This is a genomic window from Leucobacter luti, from assembly GCF_019464495.1.
Lineage (GTDB): Bacteria > Actinomycetota > Actinomycetes > Actinomycetales > Microbacteriaceae > Leucobacter > Leucobacter luti_A.
The window spans coordinates 2,355,121-2,379,364 of record NZ_CP080492.1; the positions used below are offsets into that span (position 1 = coordinate 2,355,121).

Sequence of the window (24,244 nt, forward strand, 5' to 3'; positions counted from 1 at the left end):
GCACCCGTGTGGGCACGGGTGCCCACACGACTCCAGGTGAACTACTTCTTCGCGCCCACGAGCTTCTGAACAACTTCCTGAATTTCGGCGAACTCGTCTTGTTTCTTGGCGACGAACTCAAGCGCCTGGGTGCCGGTTGCCAAGACCTGGGTGGCTGCTTCTCCCACATCGGAGAAGCTGTGGCTGACGTTGCCCGCAAGTCCGCCCTCCAGCATGAGGCGGCTCACAAGGTCAAGCCTGAGCACCTTCGATCCCTCGGAGAAACTGAGCTCGTCGAGATTCACCCACACGATTCCTGGCCGAGTGGTGGATTCGAAGACGTAGCGTTTGTTCGTCAGGTCGAGCACGACTTGCCAGATCGTCTGCGATGCGTCTGGTTTCCCGGGCTCGGGAGTTCGAAACGGCTGCGCGGCATTCCGGATGATGCTGAACATCGCCGCGATCGCGTCGACCTGGGTTTTCGGCTGCACCTGGTGTTCGACGTAGTAGGAGGCCCGAGCGAAACGATCGCTGGCAAGAGTGGACCCGGGAAGAGATTTGTCTCCGCCGAGGCCGTCGAATTGCGTGACGAGTTCCAGCTGCTTGTCGAAAGTCGGTGAGTTTGTCATGACCTTATAGTCACGGCTGTGGTAGACCTGAGGCTTGCCATCGGTGTATTCAATGATCGCGGAGTCCCCCGTCGCATCGTTGATTGCGAGATGCAGGGTCGGTACCAGGTGGCCGGTCGGATCGAACAGCTGAGCAATTTCCACCTGTGTGTCGTTTGTCCAGGCGACGGCCTCCGCAACAGTCGCAAAGTTGTCCAGATAATACTGGAGCCAAATGGCCTGGCTGAGCTGAGTTGCTGAAGCCTCGGGCTTCCCATAATCTGACTCGGCCAACCACAGGATGTGCCCGGCGAAGCCCTCTTCGTTCATGCCGTCGGTGGCAACAAGGTCGAACGCGGTCGCGACGATGCTGCCGTATGTTGCTTTCCAAGCGAGAGTGCCGTGTACGCCGTCGGTGCGCTCGATTCCTCGCGGATACTTCCACAGGTTGGTCAAGAGGTCCATATGAAAATCCATGTTTCGGCCGACAATGACCGATCCGTTTGCGTCAGGCCAAACAACTCGTGTGCACATATGGGTTGCACGTCCTTTCTCGGGTGTGTTCTTGGTCATCATGGTCGGGGTGCCATGGTGGGTGTGCCATGGTGGGTGGTCGGTCCTGGGCGCATGTGAAATCTGCGCGGAAGACTCATGCATTGCGTCGATTCCACCCGAGCTGGGGGAGCGCGATCATGGACGCCAGGAAGAAGCAGAGCGCGCCACTGAAAGTTCCCCAACTCGCGAGGGTCGCGTCCGCAGCGGATCCAGTCTTGGAGATAACTGCACCTGCGGCGGAAACGGCGAACGCGATGCATCCCAGCATGTTGATGTGCGCTCCCCACCAGCCGGAAGCCTGGGGGTCCCACAACCGTTCGTGTTCCCGGTAGTACGCGACATAGACGAAGACGGCGCTGATGAGAAATGCAACCGACCCTCCAGCATCGGGGCTCCACACGAGGCGTTCTTCGGCCCGCACTGTTTTCGCGGTGAGGGCCGCGCTCGTGCTGATGTTAAACATGATGGTGCCGAAGCTCTGGGTCGCAGCTGCAAGCCAGGCAGCATTGAGCATTCTCCCTGCGGCATTGTTCCCGGGTTCGACGGCATTCCCGCTCAAAACGACCTGCATCAGGCCAGCCGCTGTGAAGAACCATGCGCCGACAAAGCACAACACATTGGTGGCATCGGCGCTGCCCAGCCCCCAAATGCTGACCGCCGCGCCACACGCAAACAGGGCAGATCCGATCATGAAGGACCAGCTCTGTTTCGTCACAGTGGGAGTGAGCACGGGAGTGCGAGCTCTCGGGGAGTCAGTGATCTGTCGATGCGGCATATGTTCCAACTGTCGAAGTGACGCTGATCGCAGTGTGTCCGGCCTCCAGATCCGAGTTGGTCTCGGACCCCGAGCATCTCAGGAGGGAGGAGGAACGAACGTCGGTGTGCACGGATTCTGGAGAGAAGAAATGACCGGCGCTTCGGAGCCCGACGGTCTGCGCTTAGTGGGTGAAGCTCTTGCGTTGTTTCTCACGGGGGATGGGCGCCTCAAGATTCTCGAGGAACGCGACTTCTTCGGTGAGTGCGGCGAGGAGCAGTTCGGCGAGGTCTCGGCTGAGTCCCATGCGCACCACAATGCGCTGAACGACGAGGTCGGCAAGGTTGTCCGGCATGGGATACGCGGGGACCAACCAGCCACGCATGCGAAGCCGATCCGCAAGGTCGTAGAGATCCCAGTTGCGCTCGCCCGGTGTGAGCTTCCACGCGAACACGGGAATTGTGTCGCCTCTGCTGATGAGTTCGAACGGTTCCATTGCTCCGATCTCGGACGAGAGATACGTCGCGACGTCGATCGACCCTTGCTGCACTTCCCGGTACCCCTCCCGTCCCAACCGCAGGAACTGGTAATACTGCAGCAGCACCTGCGCGCCCGGGCGCGAGAAGTTGAGCGCCAGAGTGGGCATGTCTCCGCCGAGGTAGCTGACGTGGAAGATGAGGCTCTCTGGGCAGGCCGCCGTATTCCGCCAGACCACCCACCCCACGCCCGGGTAGACGAGACCGTACTTGTGGCCCGAGGTGCTGATGGAATTGACGCGTGCGACCGTGAAGTCCCATTCAAGTTCAGGCTGGCAGAACGGGGCCACCATCGCTCCGGAGGCACCGTCGACATGGATTTTCACATCGAGACCGGTCTCAGCCTCGATCTGATCGAGCTTCGCCGCAATCTCTTTCACGGGCTCGTAGAGGCCGGTGTACGTCTGGCCGAGGATAGCGACCACCCCGATCGTGTGCTCGTCCACGTACTTTTCGAGCTCGTATCCATCCAGCACCAGGTGTTCCTCAGTCACCGGAACGTAGCGCGCTTCGACATCCCAGTAGTTGCAGAACTTCTCCCACACGACCTGCACTCCGGCCGACAGCACCAGGTTTGGGCGGTCCGTTGCCTTGCCTTCGGCCCGGCGGCGTTCCTGCCAGAGGCGCTTCAGTGCGAGTCCACCCAGCATGCAGGCCTCGGACGAGCCGATCGTCGAAGTGCCGATCGTGTCCGCGGCATCTGGAACGTTCCAGAGATCCGCGAGTATCCGCCAGCAACGATCCTCGATCGCCGCTGTCGCAGGATACTCGTCCTTGTCGATCATGTTCTTGTCAGCAGACTCGACATACAGCTTCTGCGCGCTGTCATCCATCCACGTGGAGACGAACGTGGCGAGATTGAGGCGAGAATTCCCGTCCAGCATCGCCTCGTCATGGATGATTTGATAGGCAGTATCTCCCGACATCATGCCGTCTGGCATCTTGAACTTCGGCAGGCTGGTGGCTTCCCCTGGCCGAGCAAAGACGGGGCTAATCTGCAGCTCTGCAGAGTTGGACTGCTCAGTCGCGTTTCGGTACAACTCAGACACAGTATCCTCGATTCTTGACGTTCGGCTCGTACGTGACAGATCGTGGTGATGCGGCCTCACCAGATTCGGCAGTCTGAATCGGTGCCGGGCGTCCCAGCTGCGCTCGCAGCTCGTGAGAGTTGATCCAAGTACTCGAACGCCGTGCTGCATCGACGTCTCGTGTCTCATCTCCAGCCAACTCCAGCACTTCCTCTGCTCGGGCCCTGCGGCCACACCGTCGTGGCTCTGTGTCTGATCCTGGCACAGGTGCAGAACAAAAGCACGGGATGGGGACCCTAGTCAGGATGGGCGAGCCAGGCGCCGACGGTGAGCTGATTGGCCATGTTCATTGCGAGTGGAGCGCTGAAAGCCGTCACAATGGTCCGGTGTGCGTGGCCTCTCCCGTCCGCTCCGAGAGGTTCGCGCGTCAGCGCCGATTCTCGGTTGAGAAAGCCTGTGCAACTCTCGAGCGCGGGCACAGGCTCGACATCCCAGTCGGGCTGGAGCGGGGCCGCGAGAGAGTGAACACGGGCGTGTGCCGCGCCACCCCAGCCAGTTGGGACGCGCACGGCGACCCGCGGAGCCTCGTGTTCGGGCACAGCGTCTGCTCGGGGTCGACCTCACGGACGAGTTCGTCGCAGGGAACGAAGCTGCGGAGAGTCTCAACTCGGTCCTCGCGTCCCAGCGCACATACCCTGGAGAGATTCCGCTGATTGTTGGAGCAGCGGGCCGAGAGTTTCAGGAGGTCGGAGCAGTTCGGGCCCTGAACACGGGAACTCGCTGCCCCTGGAACGAGCAGGAAATGAGAATATCCAGCCTCTTCAGCCTCTTCTCTTCTTTCTTTGCGCTCATGACCCACCACACGGAGTCACGCCGATAGGACGCAGCGAACTGAGAAAAGTTCTCCCAGGCCGTCCGATGTTCCGTGAACTGCTGCTCGTAGGCGTGGCTGAGCGTCATTTTTCGTGTCTCAGATGAGTACCCGTGCGGGTCTGTGCGGCCGGCGAATAGTGCCAGCCCTGTTGGCCTCATCCTGCCCGCCCGCATCAAGGTCTCAACTTTTCTGATGTTGACGGAGCTCCACACACTATTTTTCTTGCGAGGCGTAAACCGCACTTGGTAACTGTCACGGTCAACGCTTTTTCTGAGCCCGTCGATCCACCCAAAGCAGAGTGCTACATCGACTGCGTCAGACCAGGTCAGACTGGCTTTTCCGGAGCCTTTCTTGTGGAAGAGTAGCCACGCTTCAGTCGTTTGGGTGTGGTGCGCTTCAAGCCATTCGTCGAATGCGTTTGCATGGGTAAACAACAGCGGGTTGACCATTTCTGTCTCCTAGCTGGCTGGGTTTTTGGCCAACCACTCGAGAATCGCGTTCGTCGTGTCACGATGCCGTTCCTGCTGGACCCAGTGTCCGCTGTCAAGGCTGAGCTCTTCAACGTTGGGAACGAACGCCGAGAGGTGTTCCGAACGAGCCACCGTGTCGCGAAGCCCGTAGATCATCAGCGCGGGCTGATGGATCACCGGGTCGGCTTCCGCGAGCAGGTGCCAGTTACGGTTGAGGTTGCGGTACCAATTGATGCCGCCCGTGAACCCTGAGTGCGTGAACGCGGAATCGTAGACTGCCAGTTCACGCTCGGAGAGGAGCGGATCGCCAAGTGGGGAGTCGTCCTGTGCGATTTCGATCAGTGCCATGCCCGGTTTCGGCGGCGTGAGCGGCTCGTCCCGCCGATAGAGGTTATTGATAAATCGCGCGGGATCCGCATCGAAGACCGCGTCAGCAACACCTGGCTGCTTGGTGAAGTGCACGAAATAATAGTCGCTTCCGAACGCTGCCTCCATGAAATCGAGCCACGGCATCTCGCCGCGTGCGAGGTAGGGGAGGCTGAGCGCCACGACCCTGTCGACCCGATCGGGGTGCAGCAGCGTGAAGCTCCACACGACAAACGCTCCCCAGTCGTGGCCGATGAAGGTCGCGCTCGTGTACCCGAAATAGTCGAGCAGGCCGCAGAGGTCGTCTGTCAGATGCTCAATGTCGTAACTGACGATTTCGTCTGGCGTGGACGAGTTGCCAAACCCGCGCTGGTTTGGGGCGATCACGTGATACCCCGCAGCGACAAGTGCCGGGATTTGATGGCGCCAGGTGAATGCGAGATCGGGCCAGCCGTGGCAGAGCACAATGGGGTTTCCCGTGTTCTCTCGGCCAGCCTCAAAGACTTCGAGGTCAACGCCATTCACGGAGATGATAGCGGGCTCAGGGAAGGGCAGTTCAGGTGTTGAGGTGTTCATATTTCCAAGGTAGTTCTCTAAACAGGTCATCTAGTGACCGGTTTTTCTGGAAGTATGAAAAACATGAAATCGGATCGCCTCGTCGCCATCCTCTTGATGCTGCAACGGCGTGAACAGGTCACCGCCGCGGAGGTCGCCAACGAACTGGAAGTTTCTGAACGCACTGCTCGTCGCGACCTGGACGCCCTCGGTATGGCCGGGATCCCCATCTATTCGATCCAAGGTCGTTCTGGCGGCTGGCGTCTCCTGGGCGGTGGGCGTACTGACCTGTCTGGCCTCACCGCGGGCGAGGCTCGCGCGCTGTTCCAGGCCGCAGGGCCAGCGGCAGCAGCGCAAGGTGCCGACTCTGAGGTGAAGGGAGCCCTGCGCAAGCTCGTCCGAGCCCTGCCTGAGACGTTTCGAACACAAGCCGAGGCAGCGGCGGCGTCCCTGATTGTGGATTCGCAGCCGTGGGGAGCGGCAACGGCGGCGAGCGCCCCACCGCCGTTCCTGGATATCCTCCAGGATGCCGTCATTCGGGGTGTGCAAGCGCAGCTTCGTTATGTCGACAGTGCGGGCAAGGAATCCGAGCGGACGGTTCATCCCCTGGGGCTGGTGGCCAAGGGTGCACGCTGGTATCTCGTTACTCACACTGAGACCGGCCGGCGTACTTTTCGCCTGGATCGCGTCAAGTCTGTGGCCCTCAGCGATGCCCCCGTTCATCGAACCGAGGACTTTGATCTCACGACAAGCTGGCGCGATCTCACCGCCGAAGCCGAACGCCACCGCACAGTCGTCGAGGTGCACGCCAATTGCGACCCCGCAGGGATCGGCTTCCTCCAGGCCGCAGTCGGAGACCAGCTCGAGATTGGCCCGGCTGCACGCGACGGTCGCGTACCCGTGGTGATTTATGCGCCGAGCGTGTATGGGATTGCCGGCCATCTCGCTGGACTGGTTGAGTGGCTCGAAATCACCAGCCCGCACACCGTGCGCACCCAATTGGCGGTGATCGGTGCGGGACTCACGAATCGATACACCGAGCGCCCCGGCGACACTCCCCCGGAGTCCGGTGTCGCTGATCGAAATCACGAGGGTCCTCCGCTGGCATCTGGGGCTGGGCCCGAGTCTGGGTCTGGGGCCTGAGCCTGGGTCGTGCCGGACCGACGTTTCGGCAGGCTCGGGCCCTATACGGTGGTGGACTCCGAGGCGAACGCAACACCTGCCCAGCAAGGAGTGCTCCGCACTCAGGATCGGGAGTGTCGAGCGCAGCGATATGAGGGGCCGCCTGCAGAGGACAGCGGTGCTGAGGGCTGCGGTGCCGTTCAGGGGCGGAAGCACGTCGCAAGCACATCGCCAGCTTCTCCTTCCGTCACTTTCCCGCTGCCAGCACACATGACCAGACCTTCCCGCGCTCTGCAAGAATGTCTCAACGAGAGAAACGGAAGCCGGCTGACGTGTTCAAATTCTTAGAAAACAACTTGTATGTCGAACGTCAAGGGGTGGTCTTCACCCTGTCTTTCATTGGCTACATCATCTGCATTGTGGGGATCCTGTCTCATCTCGGCAACGTGAGTATGTCGTTCGCTGGGGATGGGGCACAGGAAGCAGTGACGTTTTGGATGGTGCTCATTGCGCTCATCGCCTTGGTGCAGCTGGTTCTGGGCCTCATTGTCCTCTGCGTGCAGATCAAAGACCGCGAACGGGTCCTCGTATTCTCTGTCCTCAACACTCTTCTTGGACTCGTGGTCTTTGGGTACTGTGCCATCACCCCCATAGTGTTGTTCATCGGATAGCAGCCGCCACCGGACAGCCGCCAACAACGCGTGAGCCTCGCTCTGGGAACTCTCCGGGAGCGGGGCTTTGTGTTGGGGCCGCGTGAAACCGGAGGACCTCGCGAGTGTGCGAGAGTCGAAGCCGATTTCGCTGATCAAAGCTCCACCTAGAGCTGCGTGATCGATTGACGATGAGCACCACCACCACCGCAGCAGGTTCGCTTGAATACGTCGATCCCCAAAGCCTCGTCGTTGAGCGGGACAACCGAACGCAGGTGTAGCTAGTAGACAGGTTCCTTGCAAGCATTGAGGACGTGGAGATCCTCAACCCGTTCCTTGCGAACCGTGCCGCTGACGGTACCGTGCACGTGGGCGCAGGACAGGGCCGGATCGCGCGGCACGGCAGCTGCAGCACGTCTCTCGCTGGGGAAGTGAGCGCATCGAGCGACGGCGTCGCAGGCAGGCGTGCCCGCGGCTTTGCCGCTGATCGAGCACAAGACCAGCTTCAATGCACCGCTCAGTTTCGCTGCCCGGTCACACAGCAATCTCAGCGTGCATCTGGGCCAGCGGTGAGCGCGAATACCCCGGGGTGGGCCACGGTTCGGCCCCACTGAACTGTAGTACCACCTATTTGGGCACCCAAGAACGATGCTTCTTGAGCGTGTTTTTTCTAGCATGGAGGCATGCGCATCTTCCGTCGCTTACACGTTCAGCCATATACATTGACTCCGTGGCTCAGACGTCCAGCAGCCTCCACCATGCGGCTCTCAGGCGCCTGTCTTGTGCTGCTCGCGCTCGGAATGATGTGGTCAGCCCGGATCACCTTCGCCGGTGATACTTACGTCAGTGGCCTGGGCGCGCATGGCGAAATCACGGCCTCCGCTTTTAACACGTCTCTCGGAATGGTGGCCGCGGGCGGAGCACTGAGCGCGGTGGGGCTCTGGGGGCTCACCTCCTGGCGCGGAAGACTCGGCGGCTTACCTCTTGGAGCGACCTTGCTCATCACCAGTGCGATGTTCGCTGTCGCTGCGAGTGTCCCGTGCAGCACAGGCTGCCCGCTGCCCCTGAGCCAGGGGGCAGAAATACAAGATCTCATTCATACTTCGGCCGCTGTCCTCGGATTCGCGCTCGCAGGGATAGCGATCCTGCAGACACTTGGAATCGGACGTCGGTACACGCTGATCGCTGCGCCCAGCATCGTGCTCGTTATCCTTGCTTCCGTCACCGGAGGGCTGCTGTCCCTCGCAGGGAGCACGACCGCACTCGGGGGCTGGTTGGAGCTAATCGCCGCGAGCGCTGCACTCTTCTGGCTCGCGAGTGTCGCTGTGCTCACACAGTTTCAAGCCATGGATCAGAGGGCGTGATTTGATCGTGTCATGGTGCTCCTGAAACTCCGGGTGTGGGTTGCGTCACAATCCAGAAAGGGCATCGCCGTGCTCGCTGCAGGCTCTCGCATCTGAGGTGTCGTGACGGCGCTCAGCGCTCGCCCGATTTCAGCTACTTCAGTGGCCCGTGCCGATGCCCTGGATTTCTGATCTCTGCAGGATCGTGGATCTCAATCCACTCGACCGATTGAGGAGTGCCGGACTGCACTCGCGCGCCGCATCGTGGTGATCCAATCGTTGTGAGGGGCGAAGACGCTCAGGGAATCGTTCTGGCCACGAACGGAAGGCGCACTGCGCGATGAAAGGTTGCGGGCACGCACCGCTCGTTCGAGCTGAGAGGGGAACCCGATTGCACGAACGAAGGCGGCGAATTCGGGAGAATCTCCGTTGGTGTATTGCGAGCCCCTTCGGCTGCCGAGACGGTTACTCAGACCCCAAAACGTTCACACGACGTATCCATTTCATGCGTCTCGCAGCTTCCACACTCGGTGAGCCGCGGAACACCCAAGGTCGCTGAGTATGGACTCATGCATTCTTACGGATTGGTGCACTAGCTGACAAGATCCTGGCCTGTGTCTCTCAACCTGAGGAAAGGTCCGAGTGCGACGTCAAGCGCTTGCACGCTGCATCCGATCCGCGCACACGCTCATAGTTCACTGCCGCACTCTCAGCCAACGATCGATTACTTCCTCAGCGACCACACCATCACCCGTGCCGAATGGAACACGCCATGACGACTTCAGGCACCGACGGCACTCCCGGAGGGCGCACGTGAACCTTGCGAAGTCTCATACATTACTTCTGGACCCTGCTGTTCGAGCTCGGCTATGAGCCCCACCGGTGGGTTCGGATCGGAGGCCTCGATCGCATCTCCACCGGTGTCAGATTGAGGAACCACTTCGGCCCCTACGAGTACGAGACCACCGTTCGCAGCACCACGACAACTGGGCGCATCGAGAAGCTTCATGCATGATTCGACCCTGCCTCTCAAACGATCGCGCCACCCAATGAGCCGCAACAAATACCGACCAGTACCGTGCGACCACAGTCGTCCAAGAAATGACCCGCACGGGAATTGAACCGACCTAGATTCTGTGCGCGCTTGAGCCACGTGTCGGTGTGCCGCCAAGCGTGTCGGCGTCGGAAGACTTGGTGCGCACGTGCAACGAGGCGCACACCCGGAATGAGTTAGCGTCGTCTGTTGTATCTGCTGGCAGGGGCAGGGTTGGTCGTGATGCGTCGGACGACATACCCGGCGATCAAGCTGAGAATGATTGCGACCAGAGTGTCGCCTGTGACGAATGTGATGAACATCAGCATGTAGGTGATGCCAGCGCCAAAATTGGTGAAGTCGAGGGAAGCAATGCCTGTCCCTGAATCAGCTAATGCAGAGATCGTAGCGACGAAGCTTGGGGCGAGCGTATAGGCGATGGCGTATGCAATACCTGAGATGAGCGCCGCGAGGCCCACGATTTTAGGGCTGGGGCCGGGCCTTCTGAGGAGTGTTCCGAGAAGTGCCGCCATGATGAGTGCGGCGGGAATGATCGCCCAAATTGCAGCTCTCGGGGTGGAAACTACGGTGGCCATGCTCAGCGAGTAAGCCGTTTGTGCTGTTGCTGCGCCAATGAGTACCAGCACCACCAGACCCCTCGATTTTGAGGTGTGTGGTCGCGCGGTCCTGGTGGTGCTGACGCTCATGCTCATTCGCTCATAGTTTCCACTGACGGTGATTGTTGCAGGGACACGTGCCCAGGCGACGAGACAGAGGTGTCTACTGCACGAACAGGTGACAATCGTGTCAGGCAGCGAGCGCGACCTGCTTGTTCATGATGGCTTCGTATTCAATGGGCGTCAACCTACGAGGTCGTGCCTGCCGGCGGCGGTGGTCAGTGAGCTCGATCCGGGTCGCGACCGGGATCCGGAACTCATCTCGAGTGGCCCAACTTCGAAGGTTTGGGACAATGCGGCCCTCGGAGATCACCCCGGGGGCAACCCTTTCCTCTGGTTGAGCGGTGTAGCGGCTCGAGCTTCACCTCTTCCGGTGCGCTGGCCGATGTACCCGGGATCTTGCGCTTTCGCGTGATCACCATCGCGACGGCCGTTTCGCCGCCGGGGAACAGCACACCAACATCGATCGTGTTTCCGCACCCGAGGTGCGCTTCCGAGTAGACCCGGGTTGAACCATTGGCACCGTCTGTATCGGCACGAATTCGTGAGGGTTGGGCGCTCACAAGTCTGTACTGCGTCGAGTCCCCAGGCGACGGGTATCGGCTCGATGTTCTCTCGGAGAACAAAAGCGCCTCGTTGTTCACGGCGCAATGCGCTCGGTTACGGGCGACCGGAGGGAGGTGCCGCCCGCAACCGAGAGCTCAGTTTTGGCTACGTGCGCGCGAGACGAACAGCGACACCGCCTGCGATCAGGATGCCGAATGCAAGCAGCGCGAGGAACCAGGGAGCCTGCGAGCCTGTAGACGCGAGACCACCGGGGCCATTTGCCACTGATGTGGCTGAACCGGTCCCGTGGAGAGAGTCGGCTGGATTGATCGGGTTGGTCACCTCGCCCGGGACAGTCGGTTCAGTGGGATCGACGGGATCAGTGGGATCGACTGGGCCGATTTCGATGAGACCCGCATCCTGGTCGAGATTGCTCTCTACAGCCTCAATGACCCCGTCTTTCTCGGTCACTTCGAGTGCGATGCTGTCGGCAATGCCAGCTGTATTGGCCACAGAGTTGATGCTGGGATCGTTGCCGACCCCCTGTGTGGTGAAACCGAAACCTGCAGGCGCGATAAAACTGACGGTGTATTTCCCGGGCCGAAGACCATCAAAGCTGTATTTGCCGTGTGTGTCTGTCGTAGTTGAACGGTTGACTTTCGTGTCGCGATCATCATGCCCGTTGAGTTTCACGATCACGCCGGGTGCATTCTCCTCGTCGGAATCCTGTAGACCGTTGTGGTTTTTGTCGTACCAGACAAAGTCGCCGATGGATCCGGAGACTGCGGTGACGGGGACATCCTGGCTGCGTACAGGGAGCGTGAGCTGCTCGGCACGAGCGCCTGCATGGTTCGTCCACAGATCGCTTTGGCGTGATCCGACAGTGGTGAATGACACTTCGAACTGGTTCATTTCCCCGCTGCCGATCCCATCGACGTCGACTACCCGGACAGCAGTGGCGCCTGCTGGCTTCGATGAGCTCCACGTGGTGGATCCACCTGGCTGATTCGAGGCGTCGTTGGGATCGATACTGATGTTTGCAGGAGCTTCGTCGGTGTACAGAACTTTCGATCCCGGCGGAGCCGAGATTGCATTCAGTTCGAGCTTGCCGTGGAAATTGGATGCCGGGCCTCGACCGTCACCAAGGTAGGGGAAGACATCAATAATGTCGATGTTCGTCAATTCCTCAGATGATGTGTTGTGGTACTGGACATTCCACGTCACATTGTCGCCCGCGATGACCACAGCGGTGGGGGCTGTTTTGACAATGGCAAGTCCCTCCGACGCTTGGGTTGTAATGGCGCGTTCTTTGGAGCGAAGATTTGCTGCACTGGTATCGGCTGTGGAGACAACCTGAACCTTATTCGTCAAAACTCTGCCGGAATGCGACATGGGATCGACCAAGCCATCGAATGCGATTGGATCGATGGTCTGATTTGGTTCGATGCCAGTGTAGTTCCATCTCAGCGTGGTCGTACCGTCGGCGTTGTTGACGATCTCGTCGGGCTCGGCGCTGGCGTTGCCGGCGTAGCTCAGTCCAACGGGAAGTGTGTCTTCCACCGTGAACGGGTAGCGAGTGGCACTGTCAGTTGCCGCGGTCAGCGTAGGGGTAAGGAGATACCTGATGGGGGTCCCGGCTTGACCAAATTGCGTCGTGTCTCCGGGATTGGTGATGGTGCCGCCAATGTCAATGACTTGCTTATTTACACGGGCGATAGCTGGGGTAACGGTGAGGTAGTCAGCCTGGACGCCGTTGGCCTTATCCGAATCGCCAGTATCGAACACTCGATCGCCGGGATTCCCGCCAGGTGGTGTGACATCTGGTGACGCGAAACTCATGAAGTTTCGCAAGTAGGCGTCCTTGGGCGCGTCTTCCTTGGCGTACAAATTGATGTATAGCCCGTGTGCGTCTTTTGCGTCGAGGTCGAACTCCCAGCGCACTGCGTTGATCGCCGCCCGGCCTCCCGGGACATCATCCGGGTCCTCATACCAGGTCACACCTTGACCACTAAAGTTTTGAAGCTCTTCGGCATCAGTCAATCCATTTGATGCGTACTTCGTGGTTCCGCCTGGGATCACGTTCGCGACATTCCCTGAGGAGCGGACCCGCTGATAGGTGGCGTCAAAGGTATCGATAACCACGGTGCTCGTGGCGTCATTGTTTGAGTTGTTCTGAATGCCAACTTCGGAGACGAACTTGTCCCCAGGTGTAACATTTGGCCGGTTGTTCTTACCCGACGGGTTAAAGCCCGACCCAATGACTCCCGAGTAGTTCTTCCACCCGCCCAGCGTCGCGCCATCAGTGGCCGTGTAGTTCAGGTCGACAGTATTGTTCGCCAAGTTCTCCGCCGAATTGGGCTGCCCAGAGGCGGAGACGGGAGCGAACCCGCTGTACGTATTGCTCACCGGAATCGTGCGACCCGGCGCTGCTTGTGCTTCGGCATCGAGTTCCGCTTTCGGGATCCAGATGCGGAGATAATTTGAAATGATGATTTGTGTGTTGGCGGGGATCTGCCCGCCTCCGGCATTCTTCGAGGGCACGTGGTTCAGTGAAGAATCGAAGCCCGCGAGCGTGATCTCGATATTCTCACCCGGAGTGGGTTGGAATGCAGTGATGGTGCCGCCATTTGCGACCGAGGTGTCCGAACCGTTCGCGATGCCGCCTCGTGGGGCATTCCAGATCGGCGGTGCCTCTCCATTGGGCTTGTGAACGTTCGGTGCTGCCGCTGGTTGGCCGTCAGCGGTGAATAGCTTTGCACTCGGCGATTTCTTGCCGTTGACAAGTTTGGAGATGTCGTCCGTGAATGTGACTGTGTCAGTCAAACGTTCGGTGCCGAGATTGTTCGGGTACTCCGGGTGTTTGGGATCTACTGGCCCGGTCTGCACGACCATTGGGAACGTGTAGACGACGCCGGGGGTACCGTTCTCGTCGTCCTTGACCTTGACATCGGTGATGTAGCTGTCTTTCTTGCGCAGATCAAAAGCAGGGCGGGCCGAGACGCTGGTGGCACTTGAGTCGATACTCACCGAATCGCTGATGTTGTCCGCTTTGGCAGTGCCGCTGATCGCCACGGTGTCTGCGTTCACAAGGTCGTTCGTGACCTTGAGGACCACGGGCACAGAGATCGTCTCGTTTGTGAGGTCTCCAAGTGCGCACGTGAGAGTTCCACCGCTAATGCCCGAACCGCTCGCCAGGCACGCCTGCGGAAGCTGAACCCACTGCGTCCCTGCTGGGGCTTCGAGCGTGAACATCTCGTTGATCGCGGTGCCATTAAATGCGTTGACGGACACCTTGTACTCGATCGAATCGCCGGTGCGCACAATCCCGTTGGTCGCACTGTCATCCAGTCCCGGGCCGATGTCTCCTGCGTCGCTGAAGCTGCCCATCCCGTCGCGGTTCACGCTGATGTCCATATCGATGGATACCGCAAGCGCGGTGACGATGTCTTCGGGCCCCGCGTCCTCCGCTGTGTGATTCTCCGCGGCTGCCGGGTTCCTCGTGTTGGCCGAGCCGCTGTCACCGTCAGCAGAGTCGGGAATAGCTTCTTCAACACTTGTCGCCAGCGACACTGAGGCGTCGCCGGAGGTTGTGGCAGCCGCTTGAGGCACTGCGACACCCAACAGGGCTATACCAACAGCCAGTGCGGCTGAAGTTCCTCCGAGCAATCTAGATAACATTTGGTCCCCCCAATCGTGGCCGCGTACACACGCGCCGGTATATAATATATCAGAAGATCACAATTTCGAAACTTTGCAAAATGTCGAGGGATCACCGCTCCTGCACGGGCCGCGGATCTCGTGGGAGATTGCTGGCGCTGTATCTCGCCAGGAAGCCGGAGAACCAGGGAGATCGCGCTGTCTCTCAGAGTTTGAGGCTGTGCTGAAATATAGGTTGTGTGGATAGGCCGAAGCGCGGTACCAAACTCGGCGATACTGATTTGCTCACGTTGCACCGGCTTGAGGAGTCGAAATGCCAGTACCCACTACACCGTCGAAAGAATCCAGAAAAACACTTCGCGAAGTTGCTGAGGAAAAGATACGGGCTGCGATCTTCGATGGAACGCTTGAACCTGGAGAAGCGCTCAACGATGCAGCGCTTCAAGGATGGCTCGGTGTCTCACGCACGCCTATTCGAGAAGCCCTCAACGATCTTGCACGTGTCGGACTGGTGGAGATGGTCCCTCAGCGGTACACCCGGGTTGCGAGGCCAAGGCCCGAGGACCGAACCGCCATTTTACAAACGCTCGGAGCCCTCATGGGGGGTGTCGTGCGAATCACCGTCCCAGACCTCACTGCCCCTCAGCGGGAGACGATCCTCGCGGCACTCGACAATCTCATGCCACTCGTTCAAGCCCAGGATGCGCTCACTCATGGCCAGCGTGGGTGGGAGCTTGTTGACCTCTTCATAGATTTCTGTCCGAACCACATACTGGTGCGCGCTACACGCGAGACGATTGATAGCCTCGCCTTTCAACTCGCAGCAACTCGCACCGACAGCAGTACAGACTGGGAGAGCCTCCGGGAGGGGTACCCAGAGTTGAGAGCGGCCGTCGCACATGACGATGCCGTCGCCGCCGAACTCGCGATCGAACACGTCTTTCGGCTCTCGGCACCGACTCGCTGAGTATGTGTTGTTTCGTCGTCTCAGAATCAACGTTCAGCGCGGCGTGGAACCGGGGCCAATTTCAATTGAGCTTGTAGAGGAGTTCCCCAAGGTATCCGGTTGTCAAGGTGCTGAGGAAGCCAGCATCGCAGGATTGGGCTTCGCCGCAATGACGCACAGGTTCGAGCGGAGGTTCAACACCTCAAGCAAGAAACCCGACAGGCGTCGTGATGGTCCCAACTGTTGTCCGGCATTCAACGCTACGTGTCAGCCTGAGTGATGAGCTCGGCCGAGGTGTCTGCTCCCGTGCGCGCGGTGACTTTGCTGGTGAGCACCTCCCCGCACCTGGGTGCCGGGAGGTCTATCTCCGTCGAAGTGGGGAAGGTAATCAGGGCGGTCATGCCGCCCCCAGTCCGGGGGGTCAGGCACACATCGCCACCATGGCTTTCCACTGCTGTGGTGGCGATCGCCAGGCCCAGGCCATGCCCGCGACGTCCCCCTTCAACACGCCCGTCACCGCGGGCAAATGGCTCCCGCAACTGCTGAATGCGTTCGTTTGTGAGGGGATGGCCGGTGTTCTCGATGAGTATCTGCACCTCGTCGGTCGCATCAGAGGCGGCAATCTCCACGACGCCGCCATGCTGGTTGTGGCGGATGGCATTTGTGATCAGATTCGTCAGTGCCTGGCGGAGGACGGCTTCGTCGCCAACCACCATGCAGGGGGTGAGAGTGACCTGAAGCGTGAGATCCATCGCCATGGCTTCCCCGCGAGTCGAGGCGAGGACGTCTTGGATGAGCGTGTGGAGGGAGACCGGCTCGTGGGTCCTTGGCAGATACTCGATCTCTGTGAGCGCGAGAAGCGCTTCGACGGTCTCTGCATTTCGACGATTCGTTTCGAGCACGCGACTGGCCACAGTGCGGAGCTCTTCAGCGGTGATATTCGGGTCGGACAATGCCACCTCGAGCATCGTTTCTGTCGCAGCCAGCGGTGTCCGGAGTTCGTGAGAGGCATTCGCAGCGAAACGACGGTGCGTTTGGAACGCGTCGTCGAGCCGCCCGAGCATCATGTCGAACGTGTCGGAAAGGTCGTGAAGTTCGTCTTTCGGGCCCTGCAGTGCGACTCGATGATCGAGCGACCCGGTGCTCGCGAGCTTGGCGGCTTGATTAATGGCTTGAAGCGGGCGAAGCATCTTCCCTGAGATCACCCACGCCACGGCGGCACCAGTGGCGACGAGGACTGCGAGAACGATCAGGGAAACGACGAACGAGGTATTGAGGATGGCGGCCGGATCTCTGAGGACAATCCCTTGCGCTGGAGCAGCATCGCTTCCGAGGCGCAGGGACGCTGCACCGACGTCGGGTGCGGAAGCGAAGTCTCCTGATCGCTCCTCTTGGACGCCAACAGTGACGTATTCGGGCACTGTTCGCATGAATACCGTGACGGTAAACACAATGGCAGCTCCGGCGACGCCCAGCAGCGCCGTGAAGGCAACCGTGAGCCGGGTTCGAATGGTGAACCGTTGGCGCCATGCACGAAGGAAGCTCGGCCCGAGTGCGCTTGTGGAAGCTTTCATTCTGCGGCCCCAAATCGGTATCCCGATCCGACAACGGTGTGGATCAAGCCGGGCTCGCCGAGATGCTTTCTGAGATTGGAAAGCGTCACTCGGACGGTGTTCGTGAATGGGTCGGCGTTCTCGTCCCAGGCCTTCTCCAGCAGGGTCTCTGTGCTGAGCACCCCGCCAGCGGCGGACATGAGAAGCTCCAACACTGCGAACTCCTTGTTTGCGAGGCGAAGCAGCCTGCCGTCTCGATACGCTTCCCGGCGAAAGGAATCAAGCCGGATCCCTTCTGCCTCCAACACCGGTGGGTGGGATGCTCCGGCCCTTCGGCCAAGCGCCCGAATCCGCGCTATGAGTTCAGGGAACGCGAAGGGCTTCGCAAGGTAGTCATCGGCGCCCTGCTCGAACCCCGCCACCTTATCGCGGAGCGAATGGGCGGCCGTCAACATCAGGACGCGGCATTCTGGGCGATGTGCAGTGACCCAAGCGCACACATCATCTCCGTGGAGACCCGGAAGATCTCGGTCAAGCACGACGATGTCGTAGTCATTTACAGACAGGTACTCCACTGCTGTGTGGCCGTCGTGGACCATATCCACTGCCATCATCTCGCGCCGAAGACCTGTACGAATGGCTTCGGCCAGGTAAATCTCGTCCTCGACGATCAATGTGCGCATGACACTCCAACGGATAGGTGGGGGGGGGGAGGGGGAGTCATAAGTCAAGCATTCTCCGCATAAGAATGGGGTAAAGCTTCGACTGAACCCTGGTTTTACCTCCCAGTTGGTGAACTGTTCCCAACGCAGCACTTCCGCTGTTCGACGAAAGGACAGACCACCATGTTCATCAGCAAAAACCGTCACCGTGGCGCTTCTGCCGGAGCACTCATTGCAGTCCCACTTCTCGCGTTGAGCCTTGCCGCCTGCGCGCCGGGCGGCCAAGAGAAGACGGAGAGTCCCCAAACCGGAGGATCCAAGACCGATAGTTCGGAGACCAGCGACACGATGAGCTGGCAACTCGATTACGCCGAGTGCATGCGCGAACAGGGGATTGACTATCCAGACCCAGAAGAAAGTGCTGGCGGCGGACTATCGATGTCGACGCAGGGAGACGTTGATCCTGAGGCGATGCAGACTGCTTCGGAAACGTGCCAGGAGAAGCTTGGGGATCCGCCGGCACCATCGCCGGAAGAGCAGGCAGCCGCGGACAAGGAGTTCTTGAAGTGGGCGACGGAGGCCGCGGAATGCTACCGAGAGAACGGCTATGACATGCCCGACCCCGACCCGAACGGTAAGACGCTGTCGTTCCCGTCGGATGCTCCCCAGGAGGTTATGGAAGAGTGCGGTGGCGGCCAGGCAGCAACTCGGGTCGAGCAGTGATGTTTCGTCGCACGTCGGAGACGTCGAATGTCCGTGATTCGCATGAGCTCAGTGCCGCATCTCCTACAGAAGAGGACGGTGCCGGCCAGAGACGGCGCACACGGCTCTTGTGGTTTGCCGGGATCGCACTCCTTGTCGGATTGGGCGGTGGCGGTTCATATTTGGCCTACGCAAGCGCGTCGGAACCGACTCTGGAATCCGACAAGCCAACGCTGGACACCGCCACGGTCGAGGAAGGGACCCTGACCGGGTCACGGACCATACCGGGTGTTCTCGACTTTGCACAGACCAGGGATCAGGCGTCGGAGATCGCTGGCACGCTCACAGGTACGCCAGCAGCCGGCAGCACCGTTGATCATGGGGGCGTCCTGTTCTCTGTCGATAATCAGGGTGTCTACCTATTCAATGGCGCTCTCCCCGCCTGGAGAGCGTTTGAAACTGGGATGTCGGATGGCCCTGATGTGAAGCAATTAGAGGAGAACCTCAGCGCGGCAGGGCATTTCGGATACACACCGGACGAGGAGTTTGACTGGAATACGAAGAATGCCATCGATCTCTGGCAAGAATCCACCGGCCAAGCAGAGACCGGCCGAATTGATCTGGGACGTGTCGTTTTTAGCGCTTCGAGCGTTCGCATCGCGGATGTCCTCGCCAGCGTGGGAGACCGGGTCGGGCCTGGTATTCCAGTGGTGAAGCTCTCCGCCTTACAACAGGCCGTCACGGCCGACTTGAAGCTCGGCGACCAGAAACTGGCCGTGCTTGACACACCTGTCGAAATCAAATTGCCCGGCGGGGCTGCGACGACGGGAAAGATCACGGGTATCGGTCAGCCCACCGAGCGTGAATCGAACGGCTCAAAATCTGTGGTGATCCCCCTCACAGTCACGCTCGACACACCGGAGGATGCCCAAGGTATCCAAAAAGCCAACGTGACAGTGGACGTCCCCTCGGAGACTCGTGAAGGAGTCCTCTCAGTGCCAGTGGAGGCGCTGATTGCATTGCCGGACGGCGGGTTTGGAGTTGAGACAGCTCATGCGGATGGGACCACGTCGAAGGTTCCGGTAACGACGGGCCTGTTTGCTGGCGGACGCGTAGAAGTATCCGGCGAAAAGATCAAAGCTGGGATGGAAGTTGTGGTGCCAGGCTCATGATTCCGATCATCGAGCTCAACGCCGTCGAACGGTCCTATGGCGAGCCACCTGTGCGCGCATGTGCTGGGGTCGATCTCGTGGTGCAGGAGGGCGAACTTGTTGCAATCGTCGGGCCGAGCGGCTCTGGCAAGTCAACCCTCTTGAACCTCATTGGCACGCTGGATCGGCCTACCGCTGGCACCGCGAGAATCGGTGGCGCCGATGTCCAAACGCTCAGTGACCAGGAGCTCTCCGCACTGCGGGCGCATCGCATTGGCTTCGTCTTCCAACAGTTTCATCTCAGCGACGGCGTCACCGCGGTCGACAACGTTGCTGATGGCTTGCTCTACCTCGGTGAGCCTCGGAGCGCGCGTCGAAGTCGTGCCCGGAAAGCGCTCGACCGGGTGGGCTTGGGGCACAGACACGACCACAAACCGCACCAACTCTCTGGTGGTGAGCGTCAGCGTGTGGCGATCGCGCGCGCGATTGTCGGTGACCCCCTCCTACTCCTCGCGGACGAACCGACGGGAAATCTGGATTCCCAATCGGGAATGGCCATCGTGAAGCTCTTGGAGTTGCTGAATCGGCAAGGCACCACGGTCGTCGTGATTACACATGATGTCGAGCTGGCCAAGAAGTTTCCCCGCCAGATCACCATTAAAGATGGGCGAATCGTCGATGATTCTTCCCGGGTGGGAGTGCACACATGAAAACGATGACCGGAGTACGTTTGCGCTCACGGTTGCGGTTCTCGGATATTGTCCATCTCGGCGGTTCCGGGTTACGCACCCGTCCTCTGCGAGCAGTCTTGTCTGCGCTCGGGATCGCTATCGGGATCGGAGCGATGATCGCTGTCGTGGGAATTTCCACGTCGAGTCAGGCACAGCTCAATGCTCAGCTCGATGCACTGGGCACGAACCTTCTGACTGCTGAGGCGAACACCAGCATGTTTGGAGACGAGACACAGCTTCCACCCAGCACGATACCGAAGGCACGTCAGATGGACGGTGCAGAGAGCGCAAGCGGGACTGCGAAGCTGAACGTGAACGTCTATCGCAGCGAACTCGTCAACGAATCTGAGACTGGTGGGATTTCGGTACTCGCGACGGATCTCGACCTGCTCGATGTGACCGCGACGGAGATGGACACCGGGTCATGGCTGAACTCTTCCACCGCTGCGTACCCGGCGGTCGTTCTGGGGGCCGACACGGCCACGAGTTTGGGAATACATACCGTTGGTAGTCAAGTCTGGTTGGGTGGGCAGTATTTCACTGTCGTGGGAATCCTTGCCGCGTCGCCTTTGGCTCCCGAGCTGGATCTCGCGGCGCTCATCGGCCTGGATATAGCAACGTCGATGTTCGAATTTGATGGCAGTCCATCCACGGTGTATCAACGAGTCGACGAGCAGCTTGTCGATCAGGTACGCGACCTGCTGCCAGCATCAGTGAACCCACAAGCGCCAGAGGAAGTGGCAGTCTCTCGCCCATCGGATGCACTCGCAGCCAAGTTCGCTGCAGATCAAGCCTTCACTGGCCTGTTGGTTGGGTTGGGATCAATCGCCCTGCTCGTGGGGGGCATTGGGGTGGCGAACACGATGATCATTTCCGTGCTTGAGCGGCGGCGTGAGATCGGCTTGCGCCGTGCTCTGGGGGCGACTCGAGCACACATTCGTCGGCAATTCCTCTCTGAAGCGCTGCTGCTTTCAGCCCTCGGCGGAGTAATGGGGTCGGTACTGGGCGCCCTCGTTGTCGCAGTAGTCGGGGCCCTCAACGGCTGGCCCTTTTCTGTACCGCCAGGGCTTTTTGGGGCAGCGATAGGAAGCACCCTGGGCATTGGGGCGGTTGCTGGTCTGTACCCGGCCGCGCGCGCAGCGCGAACACCGCCCACGGCGGCGCTGAGTATCTGACGCCAACGCTCAACCTGGGGCTGGTCCGCACCGATGGGTGCGGACCAGCCCCAGGTCGTTGACCGCACGCAGGCGGCCGGGGACCACCGGGTCTCACTCGTGGTGAGCGTCCCGCGGACTACCACGTCTGTGCGCCCGCCGACCCACACGTGACCGTCACGCTGTGCGATATAGACCCTGCCTTGACGGTTCATCGCGGTGCCTTGAGCGGCGATGAATGGTGCGTGGGCTCGCTGAGTGGAAATCAGCCGTTCGGCCGCCGCAGCGTTCAGGCGCCCCGTAACAGGATCTTCACGAAGCGGCTCGTTCCCCTCGGTAAAGAACGCGCCTACCTCGAATGCTGTCTCTGAGGGTTCGCTCTGCGGAGCGATGACTCCGATATCCCACCGGCCAGGATGGCGAGAAGCGTCGGGTTGCAGAGCGAGAACCGCTGCAGAGGTGTCGAGCAGGACCCCGACCCAACCGGGACCGTTGTCGAGCCACTCTGCGTCAACAACGTGCTGGGGGTCGACGCCCAGAATATCCGTGATGGCAGCCCTTGTTGCCGGGTTTACCGGGCCCGAGCGGGTTCGCGGTGGCGTTCGGAAGGACAGGAGATCATTTCACGGCAAGGCCACGCCGGGATGAAGCCGCGGTTGTGACGTGCCGCGGCCAGTGTTTACGCCCTCGTTATCACAGACAGATCAGGATGAAAGTACGGAGATATTCGGAGGAGCGCCATGACAAGACCGATTGCACGAACTGACCTGCGGAGTGGCCTCGATGGCCTTGTCCGGGGAGCGGTATCCACTCGAGCACATTCGCCAGGTGAGTCTTCGCAACCCGTTGAAGCGTATGCCGCGTACTTGGCGTGGCTGCAGAGACAAGCCTTGCCTGATCGCGCTCGCTGCCTGAGCAAACTCTCACCTCAACGTGTAGCAGACTCTTTGCTGTCTGCATGCCTCGGAGCAGCAGGCGACTTCGGAAGACCCGCGAGTCAGAAGGTGTTCCCGAAAGGCACACTCATCGCACAGAGGGAGAGGGAACGCTATCGTCCTTCACCCGAGTTGAGCCCTGAGTGCTTGTTTGAGTCGCGAGTATCTTTTCCTTGCAGCATCAGGCTTCAGGCCGAGCGTGGCGCCCGCCTCCACGATGCTGAACCCTTCCCACGCGACCAGAAGTAGGAGCTCCTGATCCTTCCCCCCGAGACGCCCGATTGCGTCGGCGAGGAGTGGATCCTCAGGAATAGCAGCGTACTGTTCAGAACCCTTGAGCTCAGCCTTCAACCGATCAGCAATCTCATTGTTCCGGATCCGGCCACGCCGAGTACGGGCCAGTACATGACGCGCAATTCCGAACACGTATTGCCGAAAGCGGATGGGGTCAGAAGGAATCTTCTGGGGAGAACGGAGGACCTCGACGAGCGTGTCTCCTGCTGCGTCCGAGGCATCGTCCAAATTGCCCAGCCGCCGATTGAAGTACCCCACGAGTTCTGGCACCATTCGCGCCAGGGAGTCTTTCAAGGTGTCAGTATCGGAGACGCTCTGGAATGTGGCGCGTTTCACGAATTTCCTTCTTCCGGAACGACCACACGTGCGCCTGTCAATATGTCTCCGGTGACTACCGAGTAGTCTTTTCCATCTGAGAATTCGCTCCACTCGTGGTAGGTGGCAAAAGCCTGCGCAGCTTCGTAGTCCCCAGTTGCAATGAGGCGCCCCCACTCGTGCATTTGCTCCAGATAAGCTCCACGCGTACTTGCCGCTTCAGCCGGCCAATCAGCTGATTGACTGAGCACAAGTCCCGCTTTGCTCATCATCGCCCCATCCTTGCGGTTGTAGGCGTCGAACCAGGCCGTGAGCCACTCGCGTCTCGCCTGGTTCTCAAGCATGATGTCGATGACGAGGCTTTCAGCCTGCACTTGCCCATTCCCGCCCAGGTCATTTGAGGCAATGTACGCGTCTTGATCAAATCTGCTGAAGAAGTGGGCCAGCGCATCGTCCCAAGTCACACCATCTGGCAGTGCGATATCTCTGGGCGCACGAGAAGCAATGTACTGGTCGAGGTCACTGGCACCCATGTCAATCCACTCCGCCCCCGGCGCCCCTTCACTGCCGGGGTCAAAGACGCCCTCGTCAGATTCACCGCCCGGTCCATCGACTGAGGGTTGGAGCTGTTGCTCCTCGCTCGCATTGATTCGTCCGGTCTGGGCCTGAAACACAACGTTTGCGACAGCTGCGGACGGCACGCCAAGCGCAACTACCGCAGCGAACGATCCGATAAGTCCAATACGGATTCGCTTTTGACGAGTCCGAGCTTCACCCTCGGCGCGACTCACCAGTTGTCGACATGTACTCTCACTAATCTCTGGAGTGACTCGTGCCTGTCGCTTCAATCTTGCGTCAAAATCCGCAGCGTCTTGCTGTAAATTCATGGCTTCTCGCTCCCGGTTACGTGTTATCTAGTACCTGTGCCGACTGGGCGAGAACGTGACAAATGAAATACAAAATCTATCAATGTGACGTACATATGATTCGGCCCGGACTGAATGTCAGGCGGCCACAACTCGTTCGGAGCAGCTGTGAACTCGTAGTT

At 59.9% G+C, this 24,244-nt stretch carries 19 protein-coding genes and 1 pseudogene; 8 read left to right on the forward strand and 12 right to left on the reverse strand.

Going from position 1 to position 24,244, the window contains the following annotated elements; all coding sequences use genetic code 11:
- Nucleotides 1-41: 41 nt before the first annotated feature.
- From K1X41_RS10555 to K1X41_RS10575, 5 genes are all read right to left on the reverse strand, one after another.
- A complete protein-coding gene (locus K1X41_RS10555; RefSeq protein ID WP_309478047.1) occupies nt 42-1,244 on the reverse strand; it encodes a linear amide C-N hydrolase in 1,203 nt (400 codons plus the stop codon).
- On the reverse strand, nt 1,237-1,857 hold the full coding sequence (locus tag K1X41_RS10560; protein ID WP_220174577.1) for a hypothetical protein: 621 nt from the start codon (nt 1,855-1,857) through the stop codon (nt 1,237-1,239). The genes K1X41_RS10555 and K1X41_RS10560 overlap by 8 nt, the downstream gene beginning before the upstream one ends.
- Nucleotides 1,858-2,080: 223 nt before the next feature.
- On the reverse strand, nt 2,081-3,481 hold the full coding sequence (locus tag K1X41_RS10565) for a glutamate decarboxylase (protein ID WP_243735943.1): 1,401 nt from the start codon (nt 3,479-3,481) through the stop codon (nt 2,081-2,083).
- A 717-nt stretch (nt 3,482-4,198) separates the two neighbouring features.
- On the reverse strand, nt 4,199-4,783 hold the full coding sequence (locus tag K1X41_RS10570; protein WP_220174578.1) for a YdeI/OmpD-associated family protein: 585 nt from the start codon (nt 4,781-4,783) through the stop codon (nt 4,199-4,201).
- A 9-nt stretch (nt 4,784-4,792) separates the two neighbouring features.
- A complete protein-coding gene (locus tag K1X41_RS10575) occupies nt 4,793-5,746 on the reverse strand; it encodes an alpha/beta fold hydrolase (protein ID WP_220174579.1) in 954 nt (317 codons plus the stop codon).
- 63 nt (nt 5,747-5,809) lie between these two features.
- Between K1X41_RS10575 and K1X41_RS10580 the strand changes: the two genes are divergently transcribed.
- From K1X41_RS10580 to K1X41_RS10590, 3 genes are all read left to right on the forward strand, one after another.
- Nucleotides 5,810-6,868: a helix-turn-helix transcriptional regulator gene (locus tag K1X41_RS10580; protein ID WP_220174580.1), complete on the forward strand. Its 1,059-nt coding sequence runs from the start codon at nt 5,810-5,812 to the stop codon at nt 6,866-6,868.
- Between the two features lie 278 nt (nt 6,869-7,146).
- Nucleotides 7,147-7,518, forward strand: coding sequence for a hypothetical protein (locus K1X41_RS10585; RefSeq protein ID WP_220174581.1), 372 nt, complete (start codon nt 7,147-7,149; stop codon nt 7,516-7,518).
- A gap of 737 nt (nt 7,519-8,255) precedes the next feature.
- Nucleotides 8,256-8,861, forward strand: a complete 606-nt coding sequence (locus K1X41_RS10590; protein WP_220174582.1) for a DUF998 domain-containing protein — start codon at nt 8,256-8,258, stop codon at nt 8,859-8,861.
- Nucleotides 8,862-10,070: 1,209 nt separating this feature from the next.
- Here the strand turns inward: K1X41_RS10590 and K1X41_RS10595 are convergent.
- Both K1X41_RS10595 and K1X41_RS10600 read right to left on the reverse strand, forming a co-directional pair.
- Complete coding sequence (locus K1X41_RS10595; RefSeq protein WP_220174583.1) at nt 10,071-10,469, reverse strand: hypothetical protein; 399 nt, start codon at nt 10,467-10,469, stop codon at nt 10,071-10,073.
- A gap of 792 nt (nt 10,470-11,261) precedes the next feature.
- A complete protein-coding gene (locus K1X41_RS10600) occupies nt 11,262-14,705 on the reverse strand; it encodes an SdrD B-like domain-containing protein (protein ID WP_220174584.1) in 3,444 nt (1,147 codons plus the stop codon).
- A 361-nt stretch (nt 14,706-15,066) separates the two neighbouring features.
- On the opposite strand from K1X41_RS10600, the gene K1X41_RS10605 reads away from it, so the two are divergent.
- Nucleotides 15,067-15,720, forward strand: a complete 654-nt coding sequence (locus tag K1X41_RS10605) for a GntR family transcriptional regulator (RefSeq protein WP_133615350.1) — start codon at nt 15,067-15,069, stop codon at nt 15,718-15,720.
- Between the two features lie 239 nt (nt 15,721-15,959).
- Here the strand turns inward: K1X41_RS10605 and K1X41_RS10610 are convergent, their stop codons facing one another.
- The gene (locus tag K1X41_RS10610) at nt 15,960-17,273 is read right to left on the reverse strand and encodes a sensor histidine kinase (RefSeq protein ID WP_220174585.1); all 1,314 of its coding nucleotides are present in this window, start codon (nt 17,271-17,273) and stop codon (nt 15,960-15,962) included.
- Nucleotides 17,270-17,935: a response regulator transcription factor gene (locus K1X41_RS10615; RefSeq protein ID WP_220174586.1), complete on the reverse strand. Its 666-nt coding sequence runs from the start codon at nt 17,933-17,935 to the stop codon at nt 17,270-17,272. Before K1X41_RS10615 ends, K1X41_RS10610 begins: the two co-directional genes overlap by 4 nt.
- A 162-nt stretch (nt 17,936-18,097) precedes the next feature.
- Between K1X41_RS10615 and K1X41_RS10620 the strand changes: the two genes are divergently transcribed.
- The 4 genes from K1X41_RS10620 (at nt 18,098) to K1X41_RS10635 (ending at nt 21,673) form a co-directional block, all read left to right on the forward strand.
- Nucleotides 18,098-18,637, forward strand: a complete 540-nt coding sequence (locus K1X41_RS10620) for a hypothetical protein (RefSeq protein WP_220174587.1) — start codon at nt 18,098-18,100, stop codon at nt 18,635-18,637.
- A gap of 443 nt (nt 18,638-19,080) precedes the next feature.
- On the forward strand, nt 19,081-19,788 hold the full coding sequence (locus tag K1X41_RS10625; protein WP_220174588.1) for a peptidoglycan-binding protein: 708 nt from the start codon (nt 19,081-19,083) through the stop codon (nt 19,786-19,788).
- The gene (locus K1X41_RS10630) at nt 19,785-20,477 is read left to right on the forward strand and encodes an ABC transporter ATP-binding protein (protein WP_220174589.1); all 693 of its coding nucleotides are present in this window, start codon (nt 19,785-19,787) and stop codon (nt 20,475-20,477) included. Before K1X41_RS10625 ends, K1X41_RS10630 begins: the two co-directional genes overlap by 4 nt.
- The gene (locus K1X41_RS10635; protein ID WP_258566482.1) at nt 20,474-21,673 is read left to right on the forward strand and encodes an ABC transporter permease; all 1,200 of its coding nucleotides are present in this window, start codon (nt 20,474-20,476) and stop codon (nt 21,671-21,673) included. The genes K1X41_RS10630 and K1X41_RS10635 overlap by 4 nt, the downstream gene beginning before the upstream one ends.
- Nucleotides 21,674-21,843: 170 nt before the next feature.
- Here K1X41_RS10635 and K1X41_RS16150 read toward each other — a convergent pair.
- From K1X41_RS16150 to K1X41_RS10650, 3 genes and pseudogenes are all read right to left on the reverse strand, one after another.
- Nucleotides 21,844-22,266 (reverse strand): annotated as a pseudogene (locus tag K1X41_RS16150) (phenazine biosynthesis protein PhzF); the annotation flags it as partial.
- Between the two features lie 444 nt (nt 22,267-22,710).
- Nucleotides 22,711-23,217: an RNA polymerase sigma factor gene (locus K1X41_RS10645; RefSeq protein ID WP_220174590.1), complete on the reverse strand. Its 507-nt coding sequence runs from the start codon at nt 23,215-23,217 to the stop codon at nt 22,711-22,713.
- Entirely contained in the window at nt 23,214-23,729 is a 516-nt protein-coding gene (locus K1X41_RS10650; protein WP_220174591.1) for a hypothetical protein, read from the reverse strand. Before K1X41_RS10650 ends, K1X41_RS10645 begins: the two co-directional genes overlap by 4 nt.
- Between the last annotated feature and the right edge of the window lie 515 nt (nt 23,730-24,244).